This is a genomic window from Tepidimonas taiwanensis (assembly GCF_020162115.1).
Classification (GTDB): Bacteria; Pseudomonadota; Gammaproteobacteria; order Burkholderiales; family Burkholderiaceae_C; genus Tepidimonas; species Tepidimonas taiwanensis.
In genome coordinates this window covers 2665145-2678943 of sequence record NZ_CP083911.1, presented here as the reverse complement: position 1 = coordinate 2678943, position 13799 = coordinate 2665145, and the positions used below count along the sequence as shown (strand labels likewise).

The window sequence follows — 13799 nt, the reverse complement described above, 5'->3', positions numbered from 1 at the left end:
GCAGTACCGCCCCACGTCCGCGGCGGCGCGCGCCGCTTGGCCCCGTCACACCCGGGCGGGCAACCCTTCGTCAACGGTCGGCCACAGCACACGGTCGCGCCCGGCACGCTTGGCTCGGTACAGTGCCTGGTCGGCGCGCGCGATGCACACCTCCCACGGCTCGCCGGCCACATGTGCAGACACCCCGGCCGAGAACGTGACCGCCTCGCCCGCCACCCGCACCTGCCCCCGCACCACGCTGCGCACGCGCTCCAGCACCGCGGCGGCGGCTGCGCGGTCGCCCTGCGGCAGCCAGACGACGAACTCCTCACCTCCCACGCGGTAGAGCCGGTCGGTCTTGCGCAGCGCGGACTGCACGGCCATGGCGAAATCGCGCAGCACCGCGTCGCCCGCGTCGTGACCGTGGCGGTCGTTGATCGATTTGAAGTGGTCCAGGTCGAGCACCGCCAGCGTGCCCGCCGAGCCGGGGCGCGCACACGCCTGCGCCAGTTCCACCGACATCAGCCGGCGGTTGCCCACGCCGGTGAGCGGGTCGACGAAACTGAGGGTCTGCCAGCGCGCGATGCGGGCTTGCGCCTGCTGCGAGACGACGTAGCCGAACACCCCCGTCAGCACATTGGTGATGACGAAGAACGGCAGCCCTCCGGTGCCCCCCAGCTCGCGCCACGACAGGCCCGCCGCGCCAAGAACGGCCGCGATCCCGAGCAACGCGGCGGCCGGCGCCGGCACCAGGAAAAACATCATCAGCACGCCGGGATAGGCCCAGAACAGCGCCGCGAACTGTGCCGCCACGCCAATCGCCCAGATCCCCGCGACGATCGCCAGCGCCATCACCCACCCGGGCCAGCGCGTGTTGCCGGTGCGCCACGCGTGCCACGCCGCCCAGCCAAGCACGAGCGATAGGATCGTGTCGTTGGCCGCGGCGAGCCAGTTGCCCGTCACCGCGCGGTACACCGCGAACGGCGCGAGCCACGCGACCGCCACCACACCCCCCAGCGTCAGCACCGCGAGCGTGTAGTCCTCCCGCACCGTCTCCCACCACCGCGACCAGCGGGTGCCGTCGGGGGACACGTGGGCAGGGCGGATCATGGCGGGGCAGTCTCCTCTGCGGGGCGTCGGGCGCCCCTGTCGTTCTGCGAAAAATGCCTCCCAATTGTGCCGCAGCGGAACGATTTCCGCACGACCGTTCGTCTATTTCGCGCTATTTGCGGAGCGCAACACGCTCGTGATCAGGGCCACGACCGTCAGCGGGACGACGAAGCCCAGCATCACCGATGAGAACGCGGGCAGCGCCGCGTGCGACTGCGCCGCGAGAATCAGATACGCCGTGTACGCCACGTAGTAACCGAGAAACAACGCCCCCTCCCAGCGCGCGATCTCGCGCCCGGTGAGAAACACCGGCAGGCACGCCAGCGCCACCGCCAGCATCACCCACAGGTCGAACGCCAGCACCGACGGGGCCAACACCAGCCCGGCGCTGCCCGACGCCACCCCGGCCACGCCGACGCAGCCGAGGATGTTGAACGTGTTGCTGCCCACCACGTTTCCGACCGCGATGTCGCGTTCACCCTTGAACGCGGCAGCGAGCGACGTCGCCACCTCGGGCATCGAGGTGCCCGCCGCGACGATCGTCAGCCCGATGACCACGTCGCTCACGCCCAGCGCCCGGGCGAACACCACCGCCGCGTCCACCATCCAGCCGGAGCCGACCACGAGCAGAGCCAGCCCCACCGCGATCAGCGCCAGCTGCACCGGCCACTTCGCATCCCAGGCATCGGGCGCGGGCGGCTGCAGCTCGGCATCGAACTCTGCGGTCGCGGCGGCCGACTCACGCCGCGACTGGATGACGAGAAAGGCGGTGTAGGCCACGAGCAGCGCCAGCAACAGCGCCGCCTCGTACCACGCGATGCGGCCGTCGAGCCCGAGCACCACCAACAGGATCGTCGCGCCCACCATGATCGGCACCTCCTGCCGGATGAGCTGTACGTGGACCACCAAAGGCGTGATGACGGCGCTCGCCCCCAGGATGAGCAGCACGTTGAGGATGTTGCTGCCCACCACGTTGCCGACCGCGATGTCGGTCTGGCCACCCAGCACCGCACCGGTGGAGACGGCCACCTCCGGCGCGCTGGTGCCGAAGGCCACGATGGTCAAGCCCACCACCAGCGGCGAAATGCCCAGCGACAGCGCCAGCTTGGACGCGCCCCGCACCAACGCGTCGGCCCCCACCACCAGCGCGACCAGCCCCGCAACGAACCACACCACTTGCATCCACATCTCGTTCGCCTCTTACCGGTTGTCGATCGGCGTGACTGTAGTCGATTGCGGCGGGCGGCGCGGGCCGTGCGACAATTGGAAGCCCTTGGACTTGGTACGGGCCCGTCCGGCCCTCGAGCGACATGACGACCTCCCCGCCCCCCGCGCCGGCGCGCACCTGGACCACCGGCGACTTCGACTTTCCCCTCCCCCCCGAGCTGATCGCCCAGCACCCGGCACCCGAGCGCAGCGCCTCTCGGCTGCTCGATGGGCGCACGTGGCCGCCGGTGGACCGCGTCTTCCGCGAGCTGCCGGGGCTGCTGGAACCCGGTGATCTGCTGGTGTTCAACGACACGCAGGTCATCAAGGCCCGGCTGTTTGGCGAAAAGCCCACCGGCGGGCGGCTGGAGCTGCTGGTCGAGCGCGTGCTGGCCGACGGCGAGGTCGTCGCGCACATGAAGGTCAGCAAAAAACCGACGCCGGGAACGGTGCTGCGCATGGCCATCGGCGCGGACGGCCAGCCGGGCTTCACCGCCACGCTGCTCGGTCGCTGGCCCGACGTCGACGGGCCGCTGTTTCGCCTGCGGTTTTCCGACGACCCGTACACGCTGATGGCGCGCCACGGCCACGTGCCGCTGCCCCCGTACATCGAGCACGCCGACACGGCGGAGGACGAGCGCCGTTACCAAACCATTTTCGCCAAGAACCCCGGGGCGGTGGCCGCGCCCACGGCGGCGCTGCATTTCGACGAGAGCGTGCTCGCCGCATTGGACGCGCGCGGGGTGCAGCGCGCCAGCGTCACGCTGCACGTTGGCGCCGGGACGTTCCAGCCGGTCAAGGTCGACGACATCCGTCAGCACCGCATGCACAGTGAGTGGTACCGCATCCCGCCCGAGACGCTGGCCGCGCTCGAGCGCACGCGCCGCGCGGGCGGCCGCGTGCTGGCCGTGGGCACGACCACCGTGCGCACACTGGAGAGCTGGGCGCGCACCGGTGCCACCGAGGGCGACACCGACATCTTCATCACGCCCGGGTTCGATTTCCGCGTGGTGGACGGGATGATCACCAACTTCCACCTGCCGCGCAGCACGCTGATGATGCTGGTCAGCGCCTTCGCCGGCTACGACCACATCATGGCGCTGTACCGCCACGCGATCGCGCAGCGCTACCGCTTTTTCAGCTACGGGGATGCGATGCTGCTGCAACGATCGACGGGTTCGCCGTGACGGGGTAGACGCCCGGGCGTCCTGGCCGTCAGGACGTCGTCTATCGCGCCGACGTGTTCAGCCCGGCGACGGCTTCGGGAAGTACCGCACCCCCGCCAACCCGGCGTAGTCGGCATCCTGCGTCCAGAGCGTGGCGTTGAACTCGCGCGCGATGCTGAGCATCACCGCGTCGGCCATGGCCAGGTTGTGCTCGCGCGCGACGTGCGCCGCCGCCACGGCACGGGCGTCCGTGAGGTCGACGACGCGGCCGAGCCGCATCACGTCCAGGCAGCGCGCGACCACCGCGTCTGGCACCTTGCGGCTGAGCACGCGGCACACCTCGAACAGCGACAGCGTGGGCACCAGCAGGCGGTGGCGGTCGTCGATCACCGCCTTGAAAATCGGGCCGTTCGGCCCTGCACGAAAAAATTCGATCCAACCCGAGGAGTCGACGACGTTCATTCAGTCGAACTCCCGGTCCGGCTCTTTCGGTGGTTCGATATCGCCCAGGTCGTAACCCTTGAGCATGCCGTAGTACGCGCTCATCGGCGGCTCTGGTCGGATGACGAGTTCCTCGCCGCGCAGCTCGAACTGGATGTGCGAGCCGGGGCGGATGCCCAGCTTGGCGCGCATGGCGGCGGGCAGCGTCACCTGCCCTTTGCTGGAGACGACGGCTTCGACGACGTCCATGACCCCACTCCTACTCGGATCGGCGTAAAGCACTCCATAAAGTCAAGCCCATTCTAAAGTAAAGCCATACCCCTGAGTAAAGCAACACCCCCGGTAAAATGCCACGATGCTCCAGTTCCAGCTCCTTGCCACCGACCCGACCTCGCACGCGCGCCGCGGACGGCTGACGCTCAACCACGGCGTGGTCGAGACGCCGATCTTCATGCCGGTGGGCACCTACGGCACGGTCAAGGGCGTCACGCCGCGCAGCCTGCGCGAGATGGGGGCGCAGATCATCCTGGGCAACACCTTTCACCTGTGGATGCGGCCGGGGCTGGACGTCATCCGCGCTTTTGGCGGGCTGCACGGGTTCGAACGGTGGGAGCGGCCGATCCTGACCGACTCTGGCGGCTTCCAGGTCTGGTCGCTCGGGGCGATGCGCAAGATCACCGAGGAGGGCGTGCGCTTTGCCTCACCGGTCAACGGGGACAAGCTGTTTTTGTCGCCCGAGGTGAGCATGCAGATCCAGACCGTGCTCAACAGCGACATCGTGATGCAGCTCGACGAGTGCACGCCCTACTGGCAGGGCGACAAGGCGAGCGGCCACGTCACCACCGAGGCCGAGGCGCGCGCCAGCATGGAGCTGAGCCTGCGCTGGGCGCGACGGTCGAAGGCCGAGTTCGAGCGGCTGGGCAACCCGAACGCGCTCTTTGGCATCGTGCAGGGCGGCATGTTCGAGCACCTGCGCGAAGCGTCGCTGGAGGCACTGGTGGCGATGGACTTCCACGGTTACGCGATCGGCGGCGTCAGCGTCGGCGAACCGAAAGAAGAGATGCGCCGCATCATGGCGCACACGCCGCACCGGCTGCCCGCGCACAAGCCGCGCTACCTAATGGGGGTGGGCACCCCCGAGGACCTGGTGGAGGGCGTGGCCTGCGGGGTGGACATGTTCGACTGTGTCATGCCCACGCGCAACGCGCGCAACGGCCACCTGTTCACGCGCTACGGTGACGTCAAGATCCGCAACGCGCGCTACAAGGACGACCCGCTGCCGATCGACCCGGACTGCACCTGCTACGCCTGTGCGGGTGACGCCGGGGTGAGTTGGAACGACGGCGGGCGCGAGGGCTTCAGCCGCGCGTATCTGCACCACCTGGACCGCTGCGGCGAGATGCTGGGGCCGATGCTGGCCACGATCCACAACCTGCACTACTACCTGAACCTGATGCGCGAAGTGCGCGCGGCACTGGAGGCGGGGACGTTCGCGGCGTTTCGCCAGCGCTTTGCGGCGGAGCGCAGCCGCGGGGTGTGACGTCGCCTTCTGGCGGGGTGGCTGTCGGTCGAGCGGCTCGCGGGATCGCACCCGCGATCTCCCGCGGCAAACAAAGAGCAGACGCTACCGGCCACCCAGTGTGCTTGGCAGCCCTGCCCGATCACCGCTCGCGGCTCCGCCGTGTCCGCCCGGTACGACCGCCGGCGACCGAACCACCGCCTCTCTCACCGGCGCCAAGCCGTCACGCGGGCTCGGGCGCGGATGCCGCGCGCACCGGGGCGGTGAGCGCCTGCAGCTGCGCCTCGTCCAGCGTCTCGCGCTGCAGCAGCTCGCGCGCGCAGCGCTCCAGCACGTCGCGGTGGCGCTGCAGGATCTCGGTGGCGCGCGCAAACGCGTCCATGACGATGCGCCGCACGGCCTCGTCGATGCGCGCCTGCGTCTCGGGACTGCGCGGACAGCCGCCGCTGGCCAACCCCGGCACGTCCAGAAACTGCGGGCGTTGCGCCTCGTAGGCGATGTAGCCGAGCGACTCTTCCATGCCGTAGCGCATCACCATGTCGCGCGCGATGTCGGTGGCCTTGGCGATGTCGTCGGCCGCACCGGTCGACAAGTGCCCAAAGACGAGTTTTTCCGCCGCACGCCCACCCAGCAGCACCATCAGCTTGCGCTCCAGCTCCTCGCGCGTCATCAGGTAGCGGTCCTCGGTGGGGCGCTGGATGGTGTAGCCCAGCGCGCCGATGCCGCGCGGGATGATCGAAACCTTGTGCACCGGGTCGGTGCCGGGCAGCACCAGCGCCACCAGCGCATGGCCCATCTCGTGGTAGGCGACGATCTCCCGCTCGCGCGGGTTGAGCAGGCGGTTTTTCTTTTCCAGCCCGGCGACGATGCGCTCGATCGCCGCGGTGAAGTCCGCCAGCGTCACCGCCTCCGCACCGCGTCGGGTGGCCGCCAGCGCCGCCTCGTTGCACAGGTTGGCCAAATCCGCCCCGGAAAAGCCGGGCGTGAGCGCCGCGATCTGCTCCAGATCGACGTCCGGTGCCAGCCGGATCTTGCGCGCGTGCACACGCAGGATCTGCACACGGCCGGCCTTGTCCGGGCGATCGACCAGCACCTGCCGGTCGAAGCGCCCGGCGCGCAGCAGCGCCGGGTCCAGGATCTCGGGCCGGTTGGTGGCGGCCAGCAGCACCAGGCCCGACGCGCTGTCGAAGCCGTCGAGCTCGACGAGCAGCTGGTTGAGCGTCTGCTCGCGCTCGTCGTGCCCGCCGATCGGGCCGCCTGCGCCGCGCGCGCGGCCCAGCGCATCGAGCTCGTCGATGAAGATGATGGCCGGGGCCTTCGCGCGCGCCTGCTCGAAGAGGTCGCGCACGCGCGCCGCGCCGACGCCGACGAACATCTCGACGAACTCGCTGCCGCTGATGCTGAAAAACGGCACGCCCGCCTCGCCCGCCACCGCCTTGGCCAGCAGCGTCTTGCCGGTTCCGGGCGGCCCGACGAGCAGCACGCCCTTGGGCGCGCGCGCGCCGAGGCGCCCGTAGCCCTGCGGGTCCTTCAGAAAGGCGACGATTTCCTGCAGCTCGGCCTTGGCCTCGTCCACCCCGGCCACGTCGGCAAAGGTCACACCGGTGTTGGCCTCGACGTAGACCTTGGCGCGGCTTTTGCCGATGCTCATGAAGCCGCCCATGCCCTGGCGTTCGAGCACGCGCCGCACGACGAAAAACCACAGCGCAAAAAAGACCAGGGTCGGCGCCACCCACGACAGCACGTCGCGCAGCCAGGTGTTCTCGACGACGCGCGTGTACGGCACCTCGTAGCGCCCCAATCGCTCGGCCAAATCGGGCTCGACCCGGTTGGCCACAATCACCGTCTTGCCGCTCGCGTCCGGGGCCTTGAGCCGCCCCGTGATCGTGGTGTCGCTGACGATCACCTCGGCCACGCGCCCTTCGGCCAGCGCCTGCTCGAACGCGCTGTAGGGCACCGGCTCCACGGTGCGCGCCGTTTGCCAGACGTTCTGGAACCACAGCACGAGCAGAAACGCGAGCACCCAGTACCCGGCGTTCCAGGTGGCTTTTTGTTGCGGGTTCATCGATCCCCCCGTACTCAACAGCCTGCGCCCAGGCGGCGCAGCCGCGCGCGCAGGCGCTCGATTTCGTCCTCGAGCTGCACGACCAGCGCCGCCAGCTCCGGGTCGGCGTCGAAGTGCGCGTGCAGCCACGCCAGCCGGCGCAGGCGCTGCAGCGCGCGCGCATCGAACCCCTCGTCGGGTGTGCCCGCGATCAGTCCGGCACGCACCGCGACCTCGGCCCACTGCGGACCCAGCCCGGCCGCACGACACAAAACGTCCAGTTCGACCACGGTGCCGCCCGTGCCCGCTTCGATGACGGTGTATCCGTTGCCCATGTCATCCCCTCCTTTGCGCTTCGGCCGCCGCCACCTTGCGCGCGTCGAAGTCCGTCAGTTGCGCAGCCATCTGTTCGTACAGCGCGCGGGCGCGCGGATCGTAGGCGCTGGGCAGGATCACGCGCAGCTGCAGCTCCAGGTCACCTGGCTCGCGCGCGGGCAGCCCCTTGCCGCGCACCGTCAGCGTCTGGCCGTTCTGGCTGTGCGCAGGCACGCGCACCTTGAGCGTGCTGCCATCGGGCAGCCTCACCGGCACCACCGCGCCCAATGCCGCCTCCCACGGCGCCACCGGCAACTCCATGATGAGCGTCTTGCCATCGAGCCGGTAGCGCGCATCGGGCCGGATGTGCACCTCCAGATAAAGATCCCCCGGCGGATCGCCCGGCCCGCCCTGGCCGGCCAGGCGGATGAGCTGCCCCTCGCGCACCCCAGCGGGAATGCGCACCTCCAGCGTGCGCGTGCGCAGCGCCAGATGGCCCTGCGCGTCGAGCTCGGGCACCTGTAGGCTGATGGTGTGCGTGCCGCCCTGCCACGCCTGCGCGAGGTCGAGCACGACCTTGGCATGGTGGTCTTCGCCGCGGCGGCCGTGTGCGCCCCCAGCGCCCGCGCCGCCGCGCCGGGCGTGGCGCGCACGCGCCATGTGGCCGAACAGCTCGCTGAAAAAGTCGCTGAACCCCTCGGCGTCCATGCCCTCGGGCGCGCCGTGGAACTCGAATCCCGCGTCCCAGTCCGGCGGCGGCGTGAAGCGCTGCCCCGCCCGGTGCGCCTGCGCGAGGCGGTCGTACGCGGCACGCTTCTCCGCGTCAGAGAGCACCGCGTAGGCCTCGTTGACCTCGCTCATGCGCGTGGCCGCGTCCGGCTCCGTGCTGACGTCCGGATGGTATTTGCGCGCCAGTTTGCGGTACGCCTTCTTGATCTCGTCGGCGCTGGCGTCGCGCGCCACGCCCAGCACCGCGTAGTAATCCTTGAACTCCACCGCTGCTCCTTGTTTGTGTTCGGTGAACAGACGGAAAAATGGTTACCGGCCGCCCGCGTTTCAATGGTCAGGCGGAGGCCGGCGCCGCATCCGCCACGAACACTGTGAGCACGCCGGTGTAGCCGTAAAGCCGGTGGTAGGCGATCTCGCCCGCTGCAAAAAAGCCCACCAGCGGCACGTCGCCCAACGCCTGGCGGATGATGGCCAGCTCCGCGTGCGGCGCGCCGAAATGCGGCCCGCCGCGGCCGTTGCAGCTCACGTACACCGCGCCCGCGATGCGCTGCACAGGGTCGGCGAGGGCCGTGCCGTCTTCACCGGCGAGCTCGTCGCGGATTTCGGCGCAGATGCGCACCAGATCGGCGCGGGCCGCCTCCCGGTGGCGCTCACAGGGGGTCAGCACCGTCCCCGGCGGCACCTCGTCGGCCACGATGAAGGCCCGCCGCCCCGGGTCCAACCCCACCAGATGCCGCACCAGCACGTCATCCCCCAGCCGCAGCGGCACCCGCCCGACGCGGGGGGTGGCACGCGCCGGATCGGCCGTGGCAGGGCGCTGCAAACCCACCAGCGTTTCGCGCAAGCGCGCGACGACCGCCGGCAGGTCCTGCAGCGACAGCCCCAGATCGCCGAGCAGCACATCCAGCGCCGGCATGCCGTCGAGCACCTCCACCCGCTGCCCCGTGGCAGCCGTCACGCGCCGCGCGGGCGCCACCGGGCGCACGCCCTGCGTAACGCGCGACACGATGCCCACGTCCGGGCCGAACGCCACGCCGCTGAAGCCGCCGCGGAACCAGCCACTGGCCGCTTCGCGGCCGTGCCCCCCGATCCCGCCGCGGCTGGAGCGGGCGATCTGCAGCGACCCCGCGCGGCTGGCCACCAGTCCACCGAAGAGGTAGTGCGACAGCGTGCGCTCCGCCAGCTCCTGCACCAGCTCCGTCAGGTCCGGGGTCGCCGGGTCGGCGTGCACGAGCGCCGTCTGGGGCACGAATCCGTCCGTGCCCTGCGTCGCGGCCAGCGGCGCCACACCGCTGAAAACGCGGTAGCGCCCGGGCGCGAGGTCGCACAGCATCACCGCGATGCCGGGTTCGTCGATGAACTCGGTGCCGCTGGCGCAAATGCCCACCGTCACGGCGCCCACCCAGTCGGTGACTTGGGGCAAGGCGTCGGCCAACTGGTCCAGGATCTCGGGGAGTGCGTCGGCGTGGTGGTCCGTCACGTACAGCAGCGCCAGCGGCGTGACCGCTGCGCCCCCGTCGGCCACCGCCCCGCCGGCCTCCGGTGCCTGCGTCGGCGCGCCCGCCCGGCGCTGCGCGCGCAGCTGCGCCAGCACCCGGCGCACTGCCTCCGGCCATTGCGGGTGGGTCGCGTGGGCGCAGACGAAGCGCTTCACCGGCGCGATCTCCGTGCGGCCGCCGGGGCGGGCGCTGACGCGCCCGGTGCGGGTGCCGCCCGGCGTGCCGGCGTCTTGCGCCCGGTGCGCGCCGGTGCCTCGCCCGACGCGGCGGTGGCAGTCGGCGCAGGGGCGGGCGGCACCGGCGCCATCGCCGCCGCGGCCTGTTGCGTCATCTCCTGCAGCGTGCGCTGGGCGATGCCCTGAAACTGCTCGGTCAGCGCCTGCCACCAGCGCATCGGATCCACCGCGGGCGCCGCGGCGTCACCGCCCGACGGGGCTTGCGGCGCCGGGTCGGCGCCAGAGGCCGGCGCCTCCCCCGACACCGCATCGGCCCGGGGCGAGCCGCCTGCCGCCCCCGGTGCCCACGCCTGCGCGACCTCGCCCAAGCTGACGTTGAGCCCCTTGAGCGTCGCCAGCGTCATGCGCTGCACCTCCAGCGCCTGGATCGTGGCCTGCACGGCGCGAGCGTTTTGCTCCAGCCAGAAATGCACCGCGCGCAGGTCGCGGATGCGGCGCTCCAGCTCGTCCGGGTCGAAGACGGGGGCCACCCACTGCGCCATCGCCGGTGCCTGCCCGGCGGGCGCGGCCGCGCCCCCCGCCAACCCCTGAAGGAAGGCAAACCCCGGCACGTAGCGGGCGTAAGGGGCGAAGGCCGCCTGCACGGCGCTGAAATCGGGTGGGGTCATGTGAAATCCGGGCGGGAAGGGTTCGGGGATGACGTTGTCACGGAGACGGTGCGGTAAGCATGCCACAGACGGCGGCCGCGCGCCATGTTCTTAGGCGGGCAACAACCTCGGGCGAACGCGCCCGACACGGCTCCGCGGGGGATCGCGCCAACCCCGCTGCCGCTTGACCCAGGTCAAGGCAAGCCCGAACGCCTGGCCGCGGCGCTTGGCCACGGCGGGCTTTCGCGCCACAATCTGTTCAACGGGGTCGCATCCCCGCCTGATGCGGCAAGCCCCCGCGACGTTCGGCAGACAGGATTACGATGAGCAACGCCCCCATTTCCGACACCTTCGCCCAACAACTGCAGCAGATGCGCGCCGAGCTGATCGCCCAGATCCGGGCGCAACGCGGCGGCAAGGTGGGGCGCGCCGAAGCGGCGCTCGACCCGCACGAGGTGCAAAGCGGCGACTGGGCCCAGGTGGACGGCGAGCGCGACCTGGCGCAGGCGCTGGACGAGCGCGAAACGGCCGCCCTGCGGGCCATCGACGACGCCCTGCAGCGCATCGCCGACGGCCGCTACGGCCTGTGCGTGGACTGCGGCGTCGAGATCCCCACGGCGCGGCTGCACGCGTCGCCGACGACGCTGCGCTGCATCGACTGCCAGACGCGCTACGAGCGCGCCCACCCGACCGCCACGCCCTCGCTGTGAGCGGGGGCCGGCGGCCACGTCACGTCGATCACCCCGAACGGGGTGCTGCCATCCGGCAGCCGCGCCTCGACCTGCACCCTATCGCCCGGCACGAGCCAGGGCGTGCGCGCGGCGCCCAGCGTTCGCCGCTCCGCTGCGCGCCGCGCGGCGATCGTCGCGTAACCGCGCGGCCAGACGGGCGACCCGGACGGGTCGCCCGGGATTTCCGGCGTGGGCAGCGTGCCGCCAGCCACGACGACGCCGGCCGCGATTCCGCGCCCGCGCGCGGCGGCGGCGATGAGCGCGCCGAAGTCGCGCGCCTGCGCCCCGCCGTCGGCGATGCCGAGCTTGCGCCCGTTGATCGACGTGGTCACGCTGGCGTCGAGCCGGCCGCCCGCCCACGCAGCCCCCAGTTCGTCGGGCGTGACGGCACACGGGGCAACGGCGATGCCCCACGGCTGCGCCGGGGCCTCTTTGCCCTCCCCGCCGAGCCACCAGTGGCAGGCCAGCACCAGCAGGCGCACCCCCTCGAGCGCGGCGGCCGCCTCGACATCGGACGCCACATCCCCGCACACCACCCCGACCGTCGCGCCAATGTCGGCGACACCGGCCACCGCCGGCAGCCCGCGCGTCGGCCCCCACAGCGCGTCGCTGCGCCACGGCTGCAAGACACCGCCATCCTCCGCGGGCGCCAGCCACCCCCAAGCGCGGGGCAGCGGCGCGGCGCACTGTCCCGGGTCGAAGGCAAAGGCGTGCCGCGCCTTGCCGTGCTCCAGCGTCAGCGCCAAGTCCTGCAGCTGCGGCGCGACGAAATTCCAGTCGTCCAGCGCCTGCTGCAGGGTGTCGGCGATGCCGGTGGCGTAGTGGGCCAGGGTTCCGTCGCGCGAGACGACGACGAGCTGGCCATCGCGGCTGCCGTCACGGTAGGTGGCGAGCTTCATGGGTGCAAAGGGAAGAAGTCAACGAGGGGGTCTGAGCCACAGCCGCTAGTATCGCGTGCATGGACGGTGAGTTGCCGCAACGCTCGCGCCTGCTGGCTTCCGTCGGGGTCGCCCTGGCGCTGCACGCCGCTGCGCTCGGCTGGCTCTGGGGCGCACGCGACCGCAGTATCGCCCCCGATCGGGCGATCCCCGCCCCTGTCCAGGCCCACCTCGTGACGCCCGCGGCGCGGGCGGTCGCGGTGCCGCCGCCAGGAGTCACCCCCACCCCGCGGGGACGACCGGCGCCCTTGGCCCCCTCGAATCCGTCGGCCCCCTCGCATCCCGCGGACGGCGCGAAGCACCCGGCGACACTCCCCGCCGTGGCGGTCTCGCCGGCGGGCGGCGACGACCCGATGGCGGTGGCGGACCCGCCCCTACCCGTCACCGACGCCCGTGGTACCGCCGATCCCGCCCCCTCGCCCCCCCACGAGGACCGCAGCGAGACGCCATCGGGCGTGGAAGCTGGCAACGACGAGCCCCGCGCCACGCTGGCGCAGGCCATGCCAGCGCCGGACAGCGATGCCAGCGGGCCGACCGCGGAAGCGGCGACGCGTTGGGCCATCACTGGGCCCCTGCGCGTCGCCTACGACGTGCAAGGCGAGGCCAAGGGACTGTCCTACCGCGCCGCAGCGACGCTGACGTGGCATGTCACGGCGGAGGGCTACACGCTCGAAATGGCGCTGCGGGCCTTTCTGGTCGGTGAGCGCGTGCAGCGCAGCACGGGCCTGCTCCGGGCGGACGGGCTCGTGCCCCTGCGCTTCGAGGATCGCGCCCGGCGCGAGCGCGTGCTGCAATTCGACTGGTCCGCGGACGCGCCGCACGGCAGCGCCCGGCGCGACGATGGCACCGTGTACGACGCGATCCCGCGCGGCGCGCAGGACCGGCTCAGCGTGTTCGCGCAGCTGGGTACCGTCGTGGCGCTCGGCGACGCCGGCGCAGGCGCGGGCCGGCGCTGGCGCATCCCCGTGGTGGGGTTGGGCGGGCTCGAGCACTGGTCGTTCGAGGCCGTCGGCAGGGAGCGCATCACACTGCCTGCGGGCGAAACGGACGCGTTGCACGTGCGCCGCCTCGCCAGCGAACGCGCGCTGGACGTGGACCTGTGGTACAGCCCGGCCCTGCCCGGTCTGCCGGTGCGCATCGTGCTGCAACAGCCCAACGGCGACCGGGTGGACCAGCGCCTGCGCGAATGGCCCGCCGTGCCGCCCTCCTGAGCGCCGACTACGCGCGCAGTGTTGGGATGGACGCCCCCTCTTGAAATCCGCCCGCCGGGAACCGATATCAGGGACGAGCGGTCCGTGT

14 protein-coding genes are annotated in these 13799 nt (G+C 71.6%); 4 read left to right on the top strand and 10 right to left on the bottom strand.

The features are described from left to right. Positions 1-45: 45 nt before the first annotated feature. Together LCC91_RS12650 and LCC91_RS12645 are read right to left on the bottom strand one after the other, a co-directional pair. The gene (locus LCC91_RS12650; RefSeq protein ID WP_143897891.1) at positions 46-1089 is read right to left on the bottom strand and encodes a GGDEF domain-containing protein; all 1044 of its coding nucleotides are present in this window, start codon (positions 1087-1089) and stop codon (positions 46-48) included. A 102-nt stretch (positions 1090-1191) separates the two neighbouring features. Next, the gene (locus LCC91_RS12645; protein WP_143897888.1) at positions 1192-2271 is read right to left on the bottom strand and encodes a calcium/sodium antiporter; all 1080 of its coding nucleotides are present in this window, start codon (positions 2269-2271) and stop codon (positions 1192-1194) included. Positions 2272-2399: 128 nt separating this feature from the next. Between LCC91_RS12645 and queA the strand changes: the two genes are divergently transcribed. Continuing rightward, positions 2400-3482, top strand: a complete 1083-nt coding sequence (gene queA, locus LCC91_RS12640; protein ID WP_143897886.1) for a tRNA preQ1(34) S-adenosylmethionine ribosyltransferase-isomerase QueA — start codon at positions 2400-2402, stop codon at positions 3480-3482. Positions 3483-3539: 57 nt separating this feature from the next. Here the strand turns inward: queA and LCC91_RS12635 are convergent, their stop codons facing one another. After that, on the bottom strand, positions 3540-3923 hold the full coding sequence (locus tag LCC91_RS12635; protein WP_143897884.1) for a type II toxin-antitoxin system VapC family toxin: 384 nt from the start codon (positions 3921-3923) through the stop codon (positions 3540-3542). Further along, entirely contained in the window at positions 3924-4151 is a 228-nt protein-coding gene (locus tag LCC91_RS12630) for an AbrB/MazE/SpoVT family DNA-binding domain-containing protein (protein WP_143897882.1), read from the bottom strand. Between the two features lie 106 nt (positions 4152-4257). Between LCC91_RS12630 and tgt the strand changes: the two genes are divergently transcribed. Further along, positions 4258-5442 carry a tRNA guanosine(34) transglycosylase Tgt gene (tgt, locus tag LCC91_RS12625; protein WP_143897880.1) on the top strand — a complete coding sequence of 395 codons (1185 nt, stop codon included), beginning with the start codon at positions 4258-4260 and terminating at the stop codon, positions 5440-5442. A 202-nt stretch (positions 5443-5644) separates the two neighbouring features. Here tgt and ftsH read toward each other — a convergent pair whose 3' ends face one another. The 5 genes from ftsH to LCC91_RS12600 all read right to left on the bottom strand — a co-directional run bounded on the left by ftsH (position 5645) and on the right by LCC91_RS12600 (position 10852). Next, on the bottom strand, positions 5645-7486 hold the full coding sequence (ftsH, locus tag LCC91_RS12620; protein WP_058615858.1) for an ATP-dependent zinc metalloprotease FtsH: 1842 nt from the start codon (positions 7484-7486) through the stop codon (positions 5645-5647). Positions 7487-7500: 14 nt separating this feature from the next. Beyond that, positions 7501-7800: a hypothetical protein gene (locus LCC91_RS12615; protein ID WP_058615857.1), complete on the bottom strand. Its 300-nt coding sequence runs from the start codon at positions 7798-7800 to the stop codon at positions 7501-7503. Position 7801: 1 nt separating this feature from the next. Then, positions 7802-8776 carry a DnaJ C-terminal domain-containing protein gene (locus LCC91_RS12610; protein ID WP_058615856.1) on the bottom strand — a complete coding sequence of 325 codons (975 nt, stop codon included), beginning with the start codon at positions 8774-8776 and terminating at the stop codon, positions 7802-7804. A gap of 67 nt (positions 8777-8843) precedes the next feature. Beyond that, positions 8844-10163 (bottom strand): FIST signal transduction protein, encoded by a 1320-nt coding sequence (locus tag LCC91_RS12605; protein ID WP_143897878.1) that lies wholly within the window; start codon positions 10161-10163, stop codon positions 8844-8846. Beyond that, complete coding sequence (locus LCC91_RS12600; RefSeq protein ID WP_058615854.1) at positions 10160-10852, bottom strand: PhaM family polyhydroxyalkanoate granule multifunctional regulatory protein; 693 nt, start codon at positions 10850-10852, stop codon at positions 10160-10162. The genes LCC91_RS12605 and LCC91_RS12600 overlap by 4 nt, the downstream gene beginning before the upstream one ends. 302 nt (positions 10853-11154) lie before the next feature. Here LCC91_RS12600 and LCC91_RS12595 point away from each other — a divergent pair, with 302 nt between their 5' ends. Next, entirely contained in the window at positions 11155-11541 is a 387-nt protein-coding gene (locus tag LCC91_RS12595; protein WP_043700186.1) for a TraR/DksA family transcriptional regulator, read from the top strand. Here the strand turns inward: LCC91_RS12595 and LCC91_RS12590 are convergent. Next, positions 11502-12461, bottom strand: coding sequence for a fumarylacetoacetate hydrolase family protein (locus LCC91_RS12590; protein WP_052231499.1), 960 nt, complete (start codon positions 12459-12461; stop codon positions 11502-11504). The genes LCC91_RS12595 and LCC91_RS12590 overlap by 40 nt on opposite strands. A 359-nt stretch (positions 12462-12820) precedes the next feature. Here LCC91_RS12590 and LCC91_RS12585 point away from each other — a divergent pair, with 359 nt between their 5' ends. Beyond that, positions 12821-13711 (top strand): DUF3108 domain-containing protein, encoded by an 891-nt coding sequence (locus LCC91_RS12585; protein ID WP_185974893.1) that lies wholly within the window; start codon positions 12821-12823, stop codon positions 13709-13711. Positions 13712-13799 lie beyond the last annotated feature (88 nt).

What these genes read in the sequence shown, in the direction of transcription:
- LCC91_RS12630 (WP_143897882.1), bottom strand. Translation starts at nt 4,151, where the DNA reads ATGGACGTCGTCGAAGCCGTCGTCTCCAGCAAAGGGCAGGTGACGCTG.
- LCC91_RS12645 (WP_143897888.1), bottom strand. Translation starts at nt 2,271, where the DNA reads ATGCAAGTGGTGTGGTTCGTTGCGGGGCTGGTCGCGCTGGTGGTGGGG.
- LCC91_RS12595 (WP_043700186.1), top strand. Translation starts at nt 11,155, where the DNA reads ATGAGCAACGCCCCCATTTCCGACACCTTCGCCCAACAACTGCAGCAG.
- LCC91_RS12650 (WP_143897891.1), bottom strand. Translation starts at nt 1,089, where the DNA reads ATGATCCGCCCTGCCCACGTGTCCCCCGACGGCACCCGCTGGTCGCGG.
- tgt (WP_143897880.1), top strand. Translation starts at nt 4,258, where the DNA reads ATGCTCCAGTTCCAGCTCCTTGCCACCGACCCGACCTCGCACGCGCGC.
- LCC91_RS12590 (WP_052231499.1), bottom strand. Translation starts at nt 12,461, where the DNA reads ATGAAGCTCGCCACCTACCGTGACGGCAGCCGCGATGGCCAGCTCGTC.
- LCC91_RS12600 (WP_058615854.1), bottom strand. Translation starts at nt 10,852, where the DNA reads ATGACCCCACCCGATTTCAGCGCCGTGCAGGCGGCCTTCGCCCCTTAC.
- LCC91_RS12635 (WP_143897884.1), bottom strand. Translation starts at nt 3,923, where the DNA reads ATGAACGTCGTCGACTCCTCGGGTTGGATCGAATTTTTTCGTGCAGGG.
- LCC91_RS12615 (WP_058615857.1), bottom strand. Translation starts at nt 7,800, where the DNA reads ATGGGCAACGGATACACCGTCATCGAAGCGGGCACGGGCGGCACCGTG.
- queA (WP_143897886.1), top strand. Translation starts at nt 2,400, where the DNA reads ATGACGACCTCCCCGCCCCCCGCGCCGGCGCGCACCTGGACCACCGGC.
- ftsH (WP_058615858.1), bottom strand. Translation starts at nt 7,486, where the DNA reads ATGAACCCGCAACAAAAAGCCACCTGGAACGCCGGGTACTGGGTGCTC.